General features: G+C 70.6%; 14 protein-coding genes and 1 tRNA gene. 10 read left to right on the top strand and 5 right to left on the bottom strand.

Going from position 1 to position 17,450, the window contains the following annotated elements:
• Window positions 1-15: 15 nt before the first annotated feature.
• From ACFVYR_RS21665 to ACFVYR_RS21650, 4 genes are all read left to right on the top strand, one after another.
• Entirely contained in the window at window positions 16-1,101 is a 1,086-nt protein-coding gene (locus tag ACFVYR_RS21665; protein WP_384253850.1) for a 2-aminoethylphosphonate ABC transporter substrate-binding protein, read from the top strand.
• 142 nt (window positions 1,102-1,243) lie between these two features.
• Window positions 1,244-2,023, top strand: coding sequence for an HAD-IIA family hydrolase (locus ACFVYR_RS21660; protein WP_384253852.1), 780 nt, complete (start codon window positions 1,244-1,246; stop codon window positions 2,021-2,023).
• 125 nt (window positions 2,024-2,148) lie between these two features.
• Entirely contained in the window at window positions 2,149-2,703 is a 555-nt protein-coding gene (locus ACFVYR_RS21655; RefSeq protein WP_384253854.1) for a hypothetical protein, read from the top strand.
• A gap of 82 nt (window positions 2,704-2,785) precedes the next feature.
• Window positions 2,786-3,385: a class F sortase gene (locus ACFVYR_RS21650; protein ID WP_384254081.1), complete on the top strand. Its 600-nt coding sequence runs from the start codon at window positions 2,786-2,788 to the stop codon at window positions 3,383-3,385.
• A gap of 346 nt (window positions 3,386-3,731) precedes the next feature.
• On the opposite strand, the gene ACFVYR_RS21645 is transcribed toward ACFVYR_RS21650, so the two are convergent.
• Window positions 3,732-4,493: an ANTAR domain-containing protein gene (locus ACFVYR_RS21645; protein WP_384253857.1), complete on the bottom strand. Its 762-nt coding sequence runs from the start codon at window positions 4,491-4,493 to the stop codon at window positions 3,732-3,734.
• Window positions 4,494-4,650: 157 nt separating this feature from the next.
• Here ACFVYR_RS21645 and ACFVYR_RS21640 point away from each other — a divergent pair, with 157 nt between their 5' ends.
• Window positions 4,651-5,682 carry a glycoside hydrolase family 6 protein gene (locus ACFVYR_RS21640; protein ID WP_384254083.1) on the top strand — a complete coding sequence of 344 codons (1,032 nt, stop codon included), beginning with the start codon at window positions 4,651-4,653 and terminating at the stop codon, window positions 5,680-5,682.
• A gap of 157 nt (window positions 5,683-5,839) precedes the next feature.
• Here the strand turns inward: ACFVYR_RS21640 and ACFVYR_RS21635 are convergent, their stop codons facing one another.
• The 4 genes from ACFVYR_RS21635 to ACFVYR_RS21620 all read right to left on the bottom strand — a co-directional run bounded on the left by ACFVYR_RS21635 (window position 5,840) and on the right by ACFVYR_RS21620 (window position 11,002).
• Window positions 5,840-7,777: a galactose oxidase-like domain-containing protein gene (locus tag ACFVYR_RS21635; RefSeq protein ID WP_384253859.1), complete on the bottom strand. Its 1,938-nt coding sequence runs from the start codon at window positions 7,775-7,777 to the stop codon at window positions 5,840-5,842.
• Window positions 7,774-9,804 carry a glycosyltransferase family 2 protein gene (locus ACFVYR_RS21630; RefSeq protein WP_384253862.1) on the bottom strand — a complete coding sequence of 677 codons (2,031 nt, stop codon included), beginning with the start codon at window positions 9,802-9,804 and terminating at the stop codon, window positions 7,774-7,776. The genes ACFVYR_RS21635 and ACFVYR_RS21630 overlap by 4 nt, the downstream gene beginning before the upstream one ends.
• A 297-nt stretch (window positions 9,805-10,101) precedes the next feature.
• Window positions 10,102-10,815 carry a FadR/GntR family transcriptional regulator gene (locus tag ACFVYR_RS21625; protein ID WP_384253864.1) on the bottom strand — a complete coding sequence of 238 codons (714 nt, stop codon included), beginning with the start codon at window positions 10,813-10,815 and terminating at the stop codon, window positions 10,102-10,104.
• Between the two features lie 113 nt (window positions 10,816-10,928).
• Window positions 10,929-11,002, bottom strand: a tRNA-Lys gene (locus ACFVYR_RS21620).
• Between the two features lie 207 nt (window positions 11,003-11,209).
• Here ACFVYR_RS21620 and ACFVYR_RS21615 point away from each other — a divergent pair.
• From ACFVYR_RS21615 to ACFVYR_RS21595, 5 genes are all read left to right on the top strand, one after another.
• Window positions 11,210-12,538, top strand: coding sequence for a peptidoglycan-binding protein (locus ACFVYR_RS21615; RefSeq protein ID WP_384253866.1), 1,329 nt, complete (start codon window positions 11,210-11,212; stop codon window positions 12,536-12,538).
• Between the two features lie 276 nt (window positions 12,539-12,814).
• On the top strand, window positions 12,815-13,987 hold the full coding sequence (locus ACFVYR_RS21610) for an SPFH domain-containing protein (protein WP_384253868.1): 1,173 nt from the start codon (window positions 12,815-12,817) through the stop codon (window positions 13,985-13,987).
• A gap of 148 nt (window positions 13,988-14,135) precedes the next feature.
• Window positions 14,136-14,738, top strand: a complete 603-nt coding sequence (locus ACFVYR_RS21605) for a lytic polysaccharide monooxygenase (protein WP_384253870.1) — start codon at window positions 14,136-14,138, stop codon at window positions 14,736-14,738.
• A gap of 146 nt (window positions 14,739-14,884) precedes the next feature.
• Window positions 14,885-16,546: an AMP-binding protein gene (locus tag ACFVYR_RS21600; RefSeq protein WP_384253872.1), complete on the top strand. Its 1,662-nt coding sequence runs from the start codon at window positions 14,885-14,887 to the stop codon at window positions 16,544-16,546.
• A gap of 510 nt (window positions 16,547-17,056) precedes the next feature.
• The gene (locus tag ACFVYR_RS21595; RefSeq protein ID WP_384253875.1) at window positions 17,057-17,416 is read left to right on the top strand and encodes a hypothetical protein; all 360 of its coding nucleotides are present in this window, start codon (window positions 17,057-17,059) and stop codon (window positions 17,414-17,416) included.
• Window positions 17,417-17,450 lie beyond the last annotated feature (34 nt).

Raw genomic sequence — 17,450 nt, 5'->3', positions numbered from 1 at the left:
GGAGTACGAAACGTCATGTCCCGCCTTACCCGAGCCCAGCACCTGCGCACGGCCGCCGCCGTCACCGGCGGCCTCGTCCTTGCCGGATCCCTCACCGCGTGCGGCGGCAGCTCCGCCGCGTCCGACGACAAGGCCGTCACCGTCTACAGCGCCGACGGCCTCAAGGGCGAGAACGGCGACGGCTGGTACGACCGGGTCTTCGAGGAGTTCGAGAAGAAGACCGGCATCAAGGTGAACTACGTCGAGGGCGGCTCGGGGGAGATGGTGCAGCGCGCCGTCCGCGAGAAGTCCAACACCCAGGCCGATGTGCTGATCACGCTGCCACCATTCATCCAACAGGCCGACGAGAAGGGGCTGTTGAAGGCGTACGAGCCCGAGGGGTCGAAGGAGGTCGGCGCCGCGGACAAGGACGCCGACGGCAAGTGGACCTCCGTGGTGAAGAACTACTTCGGCTTCATCTACAACAAGAAGGAGCTGCCCGGCGGCAAGGCGCCCAGGACGTGGGAGGACCTCACCGACGGCACGTACAAGAACAAGGTGCAGTACTCGACGCCCGGCGTCGCGGGCGACGGTACCGCCGTGCTCATCAAGGCGATGCACGACTTCGGCGGCAAGGGGCCGGCGATGGAGTACCTGAAGAAGCTCCAGACCAACAACGTCGGCCCGTCCGCCTCCACCGGCAAGCTCGCGCCCAAGGTCGACAAGGGCGAGCTCCTGGCGGCCAACGGCGACGTCCAGATGAACTACGCCCAGTCCAAGGACCTGCCGAACCTCAACATCTGGTTCCCGGCGACCGCGAAGGCCCCGGACAGGCCGACCACCTTCGCGCTGCCCTACGCGGCCGGCCTGGTCACCAAGGCCCCGCACGACGCCAACGCGCGGAAACTCCTGGACTTCCTGCTCAGCCGCGACGCGCAGCGCCAGGTCAGCGAGATCGGCGGCGGCTTCCCGGCCCGCGAGGACGTCAGGCCCACCGACGCCAACGCGACCGCCCTCGGCGAGATCATGGACGGCGTGGAGATCTTCCGGCCGGACTGGCGGGACGTCTCGGAGAACCTTCCGTCGTACGTGGAGGACTGGAAGTCCGCGACCGGCAGCTGAGAGTTCACCGTCGTACCTCTGGGCTCCGGTGATCGACGGGGTCAAGATCACTGGATCCTGATTAGGCTGTGGGGCGTCGGCACAGCGCTGTCCCGGCGTCCCCTCACCACCAGGCTGACCGCAGACCGCAGGAGTGCACCTCATGGCAGAGCGCAAGCCCATCGAATCGTGGCTCACCGACATGGACGGCGTGCTCATCCACGAAGGGGTGCCGATCCCCGGCGCCGACACCTTCATCAAGAAGCTGCGCGAGTCCGGCAAGCCGTTCCTCGTCCTGACGAACAACTCCATCTACACCGCGCGCGACCTCCAGGCCCGGCTGGCCCGCATGGGCCTCGACGTCCCCGTCGACAACATCTGGACCTCCGCGCTCGCCACCGCCAAGTTCCTCGACGACCAGCGCCCCGGCGGCACCGCGTACGTCATCGGCGAGGCGGGCCTGACCACGGCCCTGCACGACATCGGGTACGTCCTCACCGACCACGACCCGGACTACGTGGTGCTCGGCGAGACCCGCACGTACTCCTTCGAGGCCATGACCAAGGCCGTCCGCCTCATCAACGCGGGCGCCCGCTTCATCTGCACCAACCCCGACGAGACCGGCCCCTCCACCGAGGGCCCGCTGCCCGCCACCGGGGCCGTCGCCGCGCTGATCACCAAGGCCACCGGCAAGAACCCGTACTTCGCGGGCAAGCCGAACCCGCTGATGATGCGGACCGGGCTGAACGCGATCGGGGCGCACTCGGAGACCAGCGCGATGATCGGCGACCGCATGGACACGGACGTCCTGGCCGGTCTGGAGGCGGGCATGGAGACGTTCCTGGTGCTGACGGGCCTGACGACCCGCGCCGACATCGACAAGCACCCCTTCAGGCCCTCCACCGTCGTGGACTCCATCGCGGACCTCGTCGACCGCGTCTGACGCAGTCCGTGTTCGCCGCAGAACGGCTCTGACCTGCGGCGCAGCGCCCCACGGGTCCTCGGGCGGCGCGCCCCGAGATGCGAAGGGCCGCCCGGCGCGTGAACCTCGTATACAGGAGGTTCACGATGCGTATACGTTCCCTTGCCGTCCGTGGAGCAGGGGTGGCCGTCGCCCTCGCGGCCGCCCTGCCCGCCACCGCGGCCCAGGCCCACGACAGCGGCTCCGTGCGAGCCACCATCACCCCGTCCACCGCCGCGCCCGGCGCCACCGTCGAGGTGAGCGTCACGGGCTGCGGGGGCACGACAGGAACGGCGGGTTCGGGGGTCTTCGAGGGGGACGCCGAGCTCACCGGCCGCGACGGCGGCCAGTACGCGCTGGCGGGCAGCGCCAGGATCCGGCAGGGCGTCTACGGCGCGCACGACGTGACCATCACCTGCGACGGCCACCCGCACCAGGGCGCAGGCACGCTCCAGGTGATCGAACACCACCAGGATCCTGTCTCGCCGGTACGGGCCGGCGGTGGCGGCGCCGCACACCACGTGACCACGGCCGCGTCCCGTGCGCACGATGCCAACGAGGCGGGACCCGGCACCCGGCACGCCGTGATCGGCCTGGTCCTCGCCGCGGTCGCGGCCGTCGCCGTCGCGTTCCGCAGCGTCCGCCGCCGACGCTCCCAGTGACGGACGGGAGACAGTCGTGTCCAGTGGTGAACACCCCCATGGATCAAGGCGGTTGTCGACCGGCGTCGCCTGGGCCGTCCTCATGGCCGGCCTGTGCCTCTGGGGCAGCGACGTCGCCGGTCTGCGCGGCGGCCTCTCCGGGCCCGCCACCGGTGACGTGGCCGCGGTCGGCCGCCCCCTCAGCGTCGAACTGCCCGCCCCGCACGAGCCGTTGGCGCCCGCGCGTCCGCTGCGCGTCGACGTGCCGTCGCTGAAGGTGCGGGCCCCCGTCCATGCCCGCGGCCTGGACGCCGACGGGGCGATCGACCCGCCGCCCTTCACGCAGGCCGACACCGTCGGCTGGTACGCGGGCGGCACCCGCCCCGGCGCCTCCGGCGCCGCCCTCGTCGTCGGCCACGTGGACACGGAGACGGAACCCGCCGTCTTCTACGACCTCAGCACGCTGCGCCCCGGCGAGAAGATCGAGGTGACCCGCGACGACGGCACGGTCGCGGAGTTCACGGTGGACGACGTCCGGGTCATCACCCGCGCCCGCTTCGACGCGAAGAAGGCCTACGGCGTCCACGAGAAGGGCCGCGCCGAGCTGCGCCTGATCACCTGCGGCGGCGCCTTCGACAAGGACGCCCGCACCTACACGGCGAACGTCGTCGTCTCGGCGTACCTCACGGGAGTCGACAGGTGACCACCGCACGCGCCGCCGGACATGTCACCGCACGCGCCACCGGCCTCGCGTCCGGCCCTCCACCTGGCCCGGTCGGCGGCCCGCTCCCCCCGGAGCCGCCGACCGGACAGGTCCTCGACCGCGCGCGCACGGGTTGCGGGAGTAACCCGGCGTCGACGCGGGAGGTCCGGGACCATTCCGAATGACGGATCACGGAATGGTGGGCAAAGGCCGGGGGCTCGGGCCGTGCAACCGACTGTAGAACGAACAGGCGCGCGATCCTAGAGGGCGTCCGAGCCGGAATGACACCACGTCGCTTCTCCCTCTCCCTCCGTGATCACCGCGGGTGGCACGGGTCGAACCGAATTCAGCGGGCGGGTCGCGGAATGCCTTCCAGCAGCGTTTCACTGCCGACCGAGCCCTTGATCACCGCGGCGGCGACGAGATCGAGAGACTGTTGCTCGCGGCGCGCATAACTCCGCAGCGCCTCGAATGCCTCGTCCACGCCGCTCTTCCACCGCTCCGCCAGGATTCCCTTGGCCTGTTCGATGCGAATTCGGCTGTCGAGCGCGGTCTGGAGCTGTTCCGAGAGGGTCCGGCACTCGCAGAACGCATGGCGATTGGCGAGGCCCACCGCCGCGGCTCGGGCCAGGGCGAGGGCGGCCCGGAACTCCCGCTCGGACGTGGCCGGTCGACGCGTCCCCGGGACGAAGACGTTGAGGACGCCCAGCATGGCGCCGCGCCGGTGCATCGGCGCCGCGTACGTCTCCGCGACGCCGTACTTCACGGCCTGCCCGGTGAACGCGGGCCAGCGCGCCCGCACCCGGCCGGAGCCGATCCGGACCGGTGGCACGGGCCTTCGGGAACCGAAGCTCTCCAGGCACGGGCCGCCGAGGTGCTGCACGGCCAACAGGTCCCGCACCCGCTCCTGTTGGCGGCTGCTGGGAATGAGACGTACCGTGCCCGCCCCGCCCGTGTACATGACGCCGACGCCCTGCGCGCCGAGCAGCTCCACCGAGCGGTCCGAGAGCCACCGCAGATACCTCTCGGTGTCGAAGTCGTCGGCCAGGGTGTCCGCCGTCTCCACGAGAACTTCGGCAAGCCGCAGTTCACTGTCAGGGTCCCGCACGGCCCCTCCTCCCCAACTCCCCGCAGACTCCGCCTACCCGGCGGCGCGACGCTGTAACAGCTCTTCTACAGCTCCTCGCGGGGGTTGGCCGGACCTCGTGGGGCAAGGAGGCCGTATGTCAGGATTGAGACCGGACAGTGCACCCGAGGGGGAGTGGATGTACCGCAAAGACACCGGTCGCGGGCACGGTTTCGCGGCCAGGGGAGTGCGGGCAGGGGTGGCGCTCGCGGGGGCGGCGATGCTCCTGGCCGGCTGCTCCTCCTCCGACGGTGACTCCGGGGGAACGTCGAGTCCACCGGTCGGGCAGCAGCCCAAGGCCAAGGACCCGTACTGGGTCAACCCGGACGGCAACGCGGCCAAGCAGGTCGCCTCGTACGCCAAGGACAGCAAGAAGGACGACGCCGCGCTGATCCGGAAGATCGCCGAGCAGCCCGTCGCCGAGTGGCTCGTCCCGGAGAACGCGGAGGACCAGGCGCGCGGCTTCACCGAGGCCGCCGAGAAGGCCGGCAGGGACGCCCTGCTCGTCGTCTACAACATCCCGCACCGCGACTGCGGCCAGTACTCGGGCGGCGGCGCGGCCGACGGCAACGCGTACCGCGCCTTCATCGACCAGGTCGCCAAGGGCATCGGCGACCGCCACGCCACGGTGATCCTGGAACCCGACGCGGTCCTCCACATGGTCGACAAGTGCACGCCGCAGCAGTTCCACGAGGAGCGCTACGACCTCCTGAACGGCGCCATCGGAAAGCTCAAGTCCCTGAAGGGCACCAAGGTGTACCTGGACGCGGGCAACGCGGGCTGGGGAAACCCCGACTCGCTCTGGGAGCCCCTGAAGCGGTCCGGCGTCGAGCAGGCCGACGGCTTCTCGGTGAACGTCTCCAACTTCCAGACCACCGAGGCCAGCACCGAGTTCGGCAAGAAGCTGTCGGCGAAGATCGGCGGAAAGCCGTTCGTCATCGACACGGGCCGCAACGGCAACGGGGCGTACACCAAGGGCAAGGACCCCTGGTGCAACCCGCCGGGCCGGGCGCTCGGCGAGACCCCGACGACGAAGACGTCCGACCCGCTGGTCGACGCGTATCTCTGGGTCAAGCGTCCCGGTGAGTCCGACGGGACGTGCCGGGGCGGCCCCAAGGCCGGCGAATGGTGGCCCGACTACGCGTTGGGCCTCGCGAGGAACGTCCCCTAGGTGCGCGGGGCTGTGACATGTGCGGCTCCGCCGCGTGGGCGCGAGCCGGAAAACAGCCGCAGCCGCGTCTGCTCGGTGTCTCGGCAGACGCGACTGCGGCTTTTCGCGGGCTGAGCGCGCAGTTCCCCGCGCCCCTGAAGCGCCCTCCGGGCGCCCCTTAAGGCACCCGCACCCACCGCGCCTTGCTCGGTGTGCCCTTGCCGTCCGTCACGAACAGCATGTACCAGCCCGACTCGACCAGGGACCGGTTCTTCGGGACCGTCACCGTGACCGAGTCCTTCGACTTCTTCAGGTCGAGCGCGATCGACGTCTGGTCGATGTCCGTCACGTGCGTGGACGCGCTCGGCTTGATGAGGCGGGCCGTCTTGACCGACGCGGCCTGGCGGGTCGGAAACGTGCCCGACTCGCCCCGCCCGATCGTCTTCGGGCCCGCGCCCAGCGCCGGCTGCGCGCCGTGGTACAGGTACGGCGGCGTGTAGATCTCGATGCGCTGCTCGAAGACGCCCGGCTTGGTGTTGGCCTTGTCGGCGTAGAGCGAGTCGGAGCCGAAGAACATCACGCGGCCGTCGGGCAGCAGGATCGAACCGGAGTGGTAGTTGCGGCCCACCTCGGGGTCGGCCACCCGCTTCATCTCGCCCGTCTTCGCGTCGTAGATCCGCGCCTGGTGGATGTTGGAGTCGCCGCGTCCGCGGTAGTCCTCGGAGCCGCCGGAGATCAGCACGGTGTCGTCGGGCAGCGTGGAGATCTGCGGGTAGCGCGTGCCCTTCTCCAGCTCGGGTCCGTCGGCGAACCTCGGCTTCTCGGCCAGCAGGTCGACGATGCGGGTCTTCCTGCTCGACTCCTCGGACTCGCCGACACCGCCGCCGCCGACCACCATGTACTTCTGGTCCTGGGCGGGCGGCAGTTCGACCGTGCCGGAGGTCTCCAGGAGCTTGTCGTCGCTCAGGCCGGGGATGCCCCGCCACTTGTTGGTCCGCAGGTCCCAGATGCCGGGCTTGCGGCCGACGTCGTCCGGGCCGTAACCCGCGTTGGAACCGGAGTAGAAGAGCTTGCCGTCGGCCAGCTGGAAGATCGCCGGGTAGGTCGGGAACTGCCGGATGCCCTTGGTGTACGTCCACTTCTTCGTCTTCGGGTCGTACACCTCGTTCTTGCCCGGGACCAGCTGGCCGATCTCGTCGAGTCCTGAGGTGGAGAGGATCCTGCCGTCGGTGAGCGTGGTCAGCGTGGGGTACCAGCGCGCCTCGTTCATCGGGTCGACCTTGATGTACCGCTCGGCGACCGGGTCGAACTCGAAGGAGTCCCTGATCCCCTGGAAGTCCTTCTTGTCCAGGGCGAGCTTCTGCGCCATGCCGTAGACGTTGCGGGTGTCGGCGCCCTTGAGGCCCTGGATGCGGTAGTTGTCCTGGGTGCCGGTCTCGTACTTGGAGCCGCTGCGGGCCGCCTCCACATAGACCCGGCCCAGACCCGGCTCGGTGCGCAGGAACGCGCCGGTCTGCTTGTCGAAGACCTTCTTCGCCTTCTCGACGAGGATGTTGTCCTTGGAGACGAAGGTCTTGCCGTTCTTCTTGCCGGTGAACTTGGTCCCGGCCGGGATCGTCTTCGGCTCGTCGGGGTCCTCGTTGTGGACGATCATCAGGCCGCCGGCCTTGGTGATGTCGCCCTTCAGCTTCTCGTAGCGCTGCGTGCCGCCCGCGATCAGCAGATTGCCGTTGCCCAGCTGGGTGTGGCCCGTGCAGAACAGGTCGGTCGGCGTCGGGATCTTCTTGATGGTGTTCTTGACCGGGTCCCACAGCCGGGTGTCGAACTTCTTCTTGTCGAAGTTCTTCTGGTTGTTGCCCGACCCGGCGACAAGGAGCACCTTGCCGGTGTGCAGCAGGGCCGCGTGGATCGTGTTCTGGCGGTACTCCTCGGGGAAGTCGATGACCTGCCAGTGGCCGTTCTCGGCCTTGTACTCCGGCTTGTTGATCTTGTAGTCGTGGTACTTCTCCGAGCCCACGCGCCACAGCCACGGTCCGTTCATCCCCGCCAGCGCGAGGACGACCGCCGCGCCTATCGCGATGCGGCGGGCGCGACGGCGGCTGGAACGGTCTTTCATTTCTTACGTCCCCCAAGGGAAATCTGCATGGTCTGATCGGGTGCGGAGGCCCAGCTGGGCTTCTGCCGCGGGGCGTGGGGCCCGGGGGGCGGACCGAACTGGCCGGGCGGCCCGAACTGGCCGGACGGAGCGGGGTGGGCCTGCGGCAGGGGAGCCGTGGCGTCGCGCTGCTGCGGGACCGTCGTCCCGGGTCGCTGCGGCGGCCCGGAGGGCCCGGCTCCACCGGAGTGCCCGGCCTTCTTCCTCTCCTGCCGCATGCCCCAGCGCCACGCGAAGATCGGCGCCGCCGTGACAAGGAGGGCGAACGAGGCCCAGGTGATCATCGCCGGGTGGGAGTGCCCGTACACGAAGGACGCTGCCATCGAGCCCGCGAAGACCAGGATGAAGAACAGGTGGATGCGGAAGGTCCCGAAGAGGGTGTCGGGGCTCGCCGAGTCGCCCTTGGGGGTCACCACGAACTTGCTCTTGCGGCGCAGGGCGGCGTCCAGGAGCGAGCGGGCGTAGATCGGCGCGGAGAGGGCCGACATCACCATGCCCGCCACACCGCCGGAGCCCTCGGGCTCGTGCGGGGAGACGTTGTGCCTGCGGTTCCAGATGTAGAGGCCGATCTGGAGCGCCGAGGCGTTGCCGTACAGCATCAGCCAGATGGTCGGGTCGATGTTCACGCCGGACGCGCCGAGACCCAGGAACAGGGCGCAGCTCAGCGCCGCGAGGATCCAGTTCATGGCGGACATCGGGTAGAAGATGACCATCATCGTGTAGTTGAAGAGGCGGCCCGGGGGCAGTGAGAACGGCGCCTTCCAGAACTGCTTGAGGATCGTCTCGTACGTTCCGCGCGACCAGCGCAGCTGCTGGGTGAAGAAGTCCGTCCAGGCGTTGGGGCCCTCGCCGACCGCGAGCACATCGGGGGTGTAGACCGACTTCCACTTCTTTCCGGTCGCCGGGTTGGTGGCGCGGTGGATCTCGAAGCCGGTCGCCATGTCCTCGGTGATCGAGTCGTACAGGCCGCCGATCTGCTTCAGCGCCTTGATGCGTACGGCGTTGGAGGTGCCGACGAACATCGGGGCGCCGTAGGCGTTGCCCGCCCGCTGGATCAGCGCGTGGAAGAGGAACTGCTGGGACTCGGCGGCCTTGGTGACGAAATTGTCGTAGTTGCCGTAGACCTGCGGGCCGATGACGAAGCCGACGTTCTCGTCGCGGAAGAAGCCGAGCATCCGCTCCAGGTAGTTCGGCATCGGGACGTGGTCGGTGTCGACCGAGGCGAAGTAGTCGTACTCGTCGCCGTGCGCGTCGAGCCAGGCGTTGTAGTTGCCGTGCTTGGTCTTGGCGCGGTGCGGGCCCTTGGCCGTGTTCCACTTCGCCACGCCCCTGCGGGAGAAGTGGTGGACGCCGAGCCGCCGGCAGACCTCCTTGACCTCCGGGTCGTCACCCTCGTCGAGGAGCCAGACGTGCATGAGCCCGCGGTGCCGGATCCTGACCGCGGCCTCCAGCGTCTTCGTCACCATCTCGATCGGCTCCTTGCCGGGCACGAACGAGGTGAGGAAGGCGACGCGGGTGCCGGTCTCGGGGACCACGGGGACCGGGTCGCGGGCGACGAGCGTCGCGTGCGCGTTGGAGAGCACGTTCATGCAGCGGAAGAACTCGATCAGACCGATCGATATGAGCATGACGATGTCGAGCGCGGGCAGCCAGTCGTTGGCGACGTAGTCGCGCTCCGTCCAGTGCTCGGGCTGCAGCAGCCAGCCGAGCAGCACGAGCGAGAGCAGCGGCGCCGCGCCGAGCATCAGCGCGGCCCGTACCTTGTGCGGCTCCTGGGAGAGCAGCGAGCGGTACCGCACCGTGTACGGCTTGCCCGGGTCGGGCTGGGTCAGCGGCCCGGCGAGCCGGCTGTAGTGCTCGTAGTCGTACCGCGGCAGGGAGTTCTTGATTTTGCGGAAACCGCCCGTCCGGTGCGAAACCGCCCTGAGCTGGGTCGTCTCTGACGGGTCGTTCTGCTGTGCGCCCGCGCCCGTCGGCGTCGACGTCATGAGTCATCCCCCCGCACGCGATCACCCGCGTGTTCGTTGGTCGTTCCGGTCCGCTCGGTCCCCCTCGACCTTCGCGAACGCATCAGAGGCAGGCCACCGTCGGCTTAGACAGCGAAAGGCGACCTTCCGGTTGCATGATGCCCCCCTCGGCATCGCTTCATGAACGGGACCCCGCCCCTTGTCCCGCCACGGCCGAACCGGGTCCCCAACTGCCCCGCGTCGTCGGCCTCATGAGAGCCGATGGCTCCAGAACAGGGTTCTACGCCCTACGGCATGATCGCAAGGGCGAAGACCTCTTTACCGGTCATATGTGCGATTTGGGGCATCCGGTGAGACGGGTGAGCTCAGGCGCGTGCGGATGTTGCCGAAGTGCTCACGCACCGCCTGCTCGGCCCTGAGGGTGTCGCCCGAGCGCACGGCCGCCAGGATCTCGCGGTGCTGGCGGCAGGTGACCCTGGGGTCCTGCGGCACGTCCACCAGATCGGTGCGGACCCGGTGGAAGGCGTCCCAGAACGCCTCGAGGACCTCGCCGAGGAGGAGGTTGCCGAGGCCGCGGTAGAGGGTGGCGTGGAAGGCCCGGTCGGTCTCGGCGCGCACGGCTGCCTCCGGGGACGCCGCCTCGGCCTCCATCCGTTCGACCAGGGCGTCGAGTTCGGCCAGGTCGGCGTCGGGGACCCGGCCCGCGAGGCGGGTGATCAGGCCGGTCTCCACGGCCTCGCGCAGCTCGAGGAGCTGGAGCAGGCTGTCCTCGCCGCGGTAGTGGCCCGCGACCGTGCGGAAGGCGAGGCCCTCGATCATCGGCGCGACGGACATCGGGCCGACATAGGTGCCGAAACCGTGCCGGATCTCCACGATTCCCATCGCCTGGAGCGCCTTGAGGGCTTCCCTGACGGAGTTCCTGCTGACACCCAGGCGCTCCATCAGCTCGGGCTCGGTCGGCAGTGAGGCCCCCGAGGGCAGCCTGGAGTCGATGATGAGCTTCTTGATCCGCTCCTGGATGTCGCGCGCCATGGCGCAACGGTAGCGGTACGCATGCGGGGGCAGGCCCCGGACGGGCATGACCGGAAGGCGCCCCCGGGGCGCGACGAAGGCCCCCCGCGTGAACGGAGGGCCTTCGCTGTCTGTGCGCCGCCAGGGACTCGAACCCCGGACCCGCTGATTAAGAGTCAGCTGCTCTAACCAACTGAGCTAGCGGCGCCTGCTGACCCGGAGAACTCTACCGGATGTCGGGCGGTGCTCCGGACCACCCGGCACCGGTCCGCCGGGGCCCGGGGCGCCCGGGGGAGTGCCGAACGGCGGCCGCTCCATCATTCGGACCGTCAACATGCGATATCCCGGGACAGTTGCAAAACTGACGGACGTGCAGATGCGCGGAGATTCTTATTCGGGGTGTGAGGGGAATCGCATGGAGGCCGCTCCGCAGTTCGAGGAATTCGTTCCCGAGAGCGACTGCGGCTGTCCGGGCTGTATTCACTGGCGCCGGACGGAGCACACTCTGCCGCCGCGGCTCGGCGGCCACCCGGCGGCGCACGGCGCGCGCCGCGCCCTCGTCCTCGCCGCGGCGGCGGGCGCGGCGCTCGGCGGTCAGTCGCTGCCCGCCGTGGCATCGGTCGAGGTGGGAGGCCATGCGGCGGCGCCGGACGCGGCCCCGGCCGACGACGCCCCCGACACCCCGCAGGGCGCGGTGGCCCCGCTGCACGGCGGCTCGGGCACCCCGACGCCGGGGGCGCCCGCCGCGTCGGCGGCGCAGCCCATCACCCGGGCGGAGATCATCGCCAGGGCCGAGAAGTGGATCGCGGCGAAGGTGCCGTACACCATGGACAAGTTCTGGAGCGACGGCTATCGGCAGGACTGCTCGGGCTTCGTCTCGATGGCCTGGAACCTCCCGGGAAACGAATGGACGGGCAGCCTCGGAAAGTACGCGGTGCGCATCGCCAAGGATGAACTGCAGCCCGGCGACATTCTCCTCTTCCACAATCCGGCGGACCCCAACAAGGGATCGCACGTCACGCTTTTCGCGGGGTGGACCGACGCGGAGCGCACGCATTACGTCGCCTACGAACAGACCCGCCCGCACGCCAGGAAACAGGTCACCCCCTACCCCTACTGGACCGACGGGGACCGCTATCTGGCCTATCGCTACAAGGGTGTGAGCGACGGCACCCCGGGCGGCGCGGACTCCGCCGCCGCGCCGTACCCGGGCGCGCGCTCCTTCGGGCCCGGGGCGGACAACAAGTACGTGACGCGGCTCGGCAAGGCGCTGGTCGCCCGCGGCGGCAAGCGCTTCTACCGGTCGGGTCCCGGGCCGCGCTGGAGCGACGCGGACCGCAGGGCGACCCAGGCGTTCCAGCTGGCGCAGGGGTGGCGGGGCGGGAACGCGGACGGGCTGCCGGGGCCGATGACGTGGTCGTACCTGATGAAGGGAAAGGGCCGGAACATCCCCGCACCGGGCGCAGGCGCGGACGGCCCCGTGACCGGCGCGGGCGGCGCGCAGGCGCCCGCCTACCCCGGCCGCGGCGTCTTCCGCCCGGGCAGCACGCACGCGGCGATCGAGCGGCTCGGCAGGCAACTGGTGAAGAAGGGCTTCGGTAAGCACTACGCGCGGGGCCCCGGGCCGCGCTGGAGCGAGAGCGACCGGCGCAATGTGGAGGCGTTCCAGCGGGCCCAGGGCTGGCGGGGCGCGGCGGCCGACGGTTACCCGGGGCCAGAGACGTGGCGGCGGCTGTTCCGGTGAGGGCGGCGCGGTGGGCGGAACGGGGAGACGGGGGGCGGGCCCGCACTGTCGTGCGTACGCCCGAAGAACGTGCCCCGCGCCGGACCGGACGGGACCGGACGGACACGATTCGCGTCAGGGCGTGGAGCAGGACGAGACACCGATGAGCCGAGGCACAGATGAACCGAGGCGCAGATGAGCCGGAGAGACGGATGAGGCGGAGGCACGGATGTGCCGCAGACACGGATGAGCCGGAGAGACGGATGAGGCGGAGGCACGGATGAGCCGGAGAGACGGATGAGTGCGACGGCGGCTTCCCAGCCACAGACCCCGCAGCCCGACGGGGCGCCCGAGCCGGCCGGCGCGCGACCGCCCCGGGTGATCCAGAGCGAGGCCACCACCGAGATCCCCGTGCACCTCCTCTTCCGCGACGATCCGGACGACGCGACGGGCGTACCGCTCCCGCCCGCCGTGGTGCGGCGCAGGCAAGGGACCGGGGAGCAGCCCCGCACGGCACGGCGGCCCGCACCGCCCGCCGTCGCCGAACCGCAGGCACGGCCCGTCACCGACATCGACCCCGCGACGCTGGAGCGGCGGGCCTGGGTGCTGCCCGGACTCGCCGGAGTGCTCGGCGGCTGCGCGGGCGTCGCCGGCGGCGCGCTCTCGCTGTGGTGGGCGGGGGTGCTGCCGGAGCCGGCGCTGCGGCTGACCGGGCTGCCGGGTTACGAGGGCGCGGGGCTCGGACCCGCGCAGTGGGCGTCGCTCGCCGGTTCCGGGACGCTCGGCCTCTTCGGGTTCGGCGGTCTCGCGCGCGGCCGGGTGGGCAGGGCCTGGGTGCTCAGCCTCTTCGGCCGCTACCGGGGCACGGTCCGGCGCACCGGCCTGATGTGGGTGAACCCGCTGCTGCTCCGCCGCCGGGTCGACGTACGGCTGCGGCACTGGCGGAGCGAGCCGATGCCGGCCGTGGACCGCAGCGGCGTGGCCCTGCGCGTGGTGGTGCTCCTCGTGTGGCGGGTGAAGGACCCCGCGCGGGCGACGCTGGCGATCGAGGACCACCAGGAGTATCTGCGGGAGTGCGTGGAGGCGGCCACGGCCAGGGTCGTCTCGCGGCTGCCCGCCGACGCCTTCCACGACGAGGCGCCCACCCTGCGCGACGCCGAGGCCGTCGGCGCCGCGCTGACCCGGGCGCTCGCGGCGGACACGGAGGCGGTCGGCGTCGAGATCTTCTCGGCCCGGCCCACCCGTATCGAGTACGCCCCCGAGGTCGCCGCCGCGATGCAGCGCCGCCGGGTCGCCGCGCTGGAGGCGCGCCACCGCGACACCGTGCTGACCTCGGTGGTCGACTCGGTCGAGGACACGGTGACGCGGCTGACCACCCGGGGCCTCGTGGAACTCGACGACTACGAGCGCAAGGCCCTGGTGAAGGATCTGACGGTGGCGTTCTGCACGGGCCACGGAGACCGTCACTGACCGCGGGCCCCCGGCCGGTGAACGATGCGGACGGATCCTCGCCGCTATTGGTATGGACATGTTCAACTAACGGCAATAATCTGAGCTTGGTCTAGACCGCAGTGCGCGCACGTCCCACGGAACTCCCCACGTTCGGCAGGAGCGGCACATGCGAAACAAGAAGGTTTACGCGGCCCTGGTCGGCCTCGGTACGGTCGGCGCGTTCGCGCTCTCCGCCGGTGGCGCCAGCAGTCATGGCTACACGGACCTGCCGGCCAGCCGGCAGATCAACTGCGCCAAGGGCGTGGTGTCCAACTGCGGTTCCATCCAGTACGAACCGCAGAGCGCCGAGGGCCCCAAGGGCTTTCCCGCCGGCGGCCCGGCCGACGGCAAGATCTGCTCGGCGGGCGTAGCCGGATTCGACCAGCTCAACTCGCCCAAGACGCCCGGGGGCGGGGCCTGGCCGACGACGAAGGTGAGTGGCGGTCAGAACTACACCTTCCGCTGGCAGTTCACCGCGCGTCACCGCACCACCGATTTCAAGTACTACATCACCAAGCAGGGCTGGGACGACAGCAAGGCGGTGACCAGGTCCGCCCTGGACACCACGCCGTTCCTCAGCGTTCCGTACAACAGCCAGCAGCCGCCCGCCACCCTGTCGCACAGCGGCACCATCCCCGGCGGTCGCAGCGGGCACCATGTGATCGTCGCGGTCTGGACGGTCGCGGACACGTCCAACGCGTTCTACGCCTGCTCGGACGTCGCCTTCTGAGCCCTGCCCGAGGACTTCCCCGCACTCCTCGGGCAGGTTCCGCGCACGCCGTGCCGACCACACGGCGTGCGCGGAAGCACTCATCAACGCGATGGCTGGGCCGACGGGCTCCACACCTGACGCTCCGTCAATTATGGTGCGCGGTCATGGAGAGCACCGGAGCCACGGTCGCGGAACTCGTAAAGGCGCGGTGGGGCGATCACCGCGCAGGACTGCGCCACACCGGCGGTGAGCTGAGCCACCACCAGGTGACGGCGGGGGCGGCGGCCAGGGCCGCACTCCTCGCCGACCTCCTGCGACGGCGCGGCGCACCGCACATCGGCGTACTGCTCGACAACACCCCCGAATTCCCGCAGTGGTTGAGCGCGGCGGCGCTCGCGGGCGCGGCCGTGGCGGGCATCAATCCCACCCGCCGCGGCCCGGAGCTGGCCCGCGACATCCTGCACACCGACTGCCAGATCCTGGTGACGGAACAAGCGCACCTGCCGCTGCTCGACGGCCTCGAACTCCCGGGCGTACGCACCCTGGTGGTCGGCACCGATGAGTACGAGGCACTGCTGGCGCCCTACGCGGACGCGAAGCCGGAACCCGCGCGCACGGTACGCCCGGACTCACCTCTCCTGCTCTACTTCACCTCCGGTTCGACGGGCGCACCCAAGGCGGCGATCTGCAGCCAGGGACGGCTGGCGGCGGCTGGCGGCTCGCTGGTCGCGCACTTCGGCGTCCGGCCCTCGGACACCCACTACATTTGCATGCCCATGTTCCACGGCAACGCGGTGATCGCCGACTGGGCGCCGGCGCTGGCCGCGGGCGCGTGCGTCGCGCTGCGCGCCCGCTTCTCCGCGTCCCGCTTCCTTGACGACGTACGTGACTTCGGGGCGACGTACTTCACGTACGTGGGCAGGGCGGTGCAGTACATCCTGGCCACGCCCGAACGCCCCGACGACCGGGAGAACCCGCTGCGGGTCGGCTTCGGCACCGAGGCGGGGGCGGTGGACGCGGCGCGCTTCGAGGAACGGTTCGGGGTACGGCTCGTCGAGGGGTACGGGTCCTCCGAGGGCGGGGCGGCGATCCAGCGCACCCCGGGCACACCGGCCGGGGCGATCGGCCGCGCCGCGCCCGGGGACGACCTCGCGGTGGTCGACCCCGGGACGCTGCGGGAGTGCGAGGCGGCACGGTTCTCCCCGGACGGCCGCCTGCTGAACGGGGATACGGCGATAGGGGAGTTGGTCAACCGCGGCCCGAACCCCTTCGAGGGCTACTGGCGCAACGAGGAGGCCCAGGCGGAGCGGCAGCGGGACGGCTGGTACTGGACGGGCGACCTCTTCTACCGCGACGCGGACGACTACCTCTACTTCGCGGGCCGCACGGACGACCGGCTGCGCGTGGACAGCGAGAACCTGGCGGCGGCGGTGATCGAGAACATCCTCGCGAGGTTCGCCGGGGCGGCGGCGGTGGCGGTGTACGCGGTGCCGGATCCGGTGGCGGGCGACCAGGTCATGGCGGCACTCGCGCCGCCGCCCGCCACCTCCTTCTCTCCGACCGCCTTCGCCGCCTTCCTGTCCGCGCAGCCGGACCTGGGGACGAAGATGGCGCCCCGCTTCGTACGGGTGGTCCCGAGCATGCCGGTGACGGCGACGAACAAGGTCGCGCGGAGCGTGTTGCGCCGGGAGGGATTCCGGTGCGGGGACCCGGTGTGGTGGCGCCCCCCGGGCACGTCGGCCTACCACCGGCTGACCCCGCCCGCCGTCCAGGAACTGCTGCGGCAGTTCAGGGCGCGGGGCCGGGAGGACTTGCTGGACCACTAGCCTGCCGCTTCGCGGGGATGGGCGGGCGGGTGGGGGTTTCTCCCCCGCTTTCCGCCTGCGGGCGCGGACAGTCCCGCCGCTCCGCGGCGGATGCATCCCACCCACCCACCCGTTTGCCCCGCGACGCACAGCCGGAGTAGGGACACGCCCCCACCGGGGCGCAGCCGCCAAACCGGCCGGAGGGGACGTGGGGGTATGTGCGAACGGAGCACCGAGCATCCTGTAGCGCCATTGTTCGTGCAGCGTGACGCAGGGATAGCGAGTACGCACATACCCCCGCGGCCCCGCCCCACAACCGAACAACAGGCGCCCCAGCCCAAACGGACCCGCACACACCCCCGCTACCGTGCCCCCATGGCCCGGGGGCGTCGCCGAGGGCAGGTCGAACGCGGCGGTCGCCGGTGAACTGGGCGTCTCCGAGGCGGCGGCCTACCTGCGGGCGTGAGGGATCAGTAGGGAAGGAACACAAGTCGGTAAAACCGCTCGCTTGACCGATTACGATCCACGTCCATGAGCGCGTCAGAACAGCCCGGGGCAACGGCACAGCCCAAGACCACGGCACAGGGCGACACACCGGACGAGGCCGCCCAGAACCAGCAGAGCCCCGCCCCCACCCCCACCCCCGCCGCCCGCGCCCGCCGCGCCCGCATCGCCGCGGCCTCGGTCCTGATGGCCGCCGCGGCGGTGGTGCTCGCGCTGCGCCTGGCGAGCAGGTCCTCCGTGCTCGTCGTCGGCGTCTACGGCCTGCTGCTCATCCTCTGCGGCGGAGTGATCGAACTGAGCCGCCGGGGCCGGACCAGGCTAGGCACGTACCTCCTGGCGGCAGGGCTGGCCGCGGCGCTGTTCATGGACGGCTTCGTACTGTCGTAACCACCACGACCGCCGCCCTGACGACTCCAGATAC

The sequence above is a fragment of the Streptomyces sp. NPDC058284 genome (assembly GCF_042881135.1).
In the GTDB taxonomy this organism is placed as follows: domain Bacteria; phylum Actinomycetota; class Actinomycetes; order Streptomycetales; family Streptomycetaceae; genus Streptomyces.
Note: the sequence above shows the minus strand (reverse complement) of the source record. Positions and strands in the feature narration are given on the sequence as shown.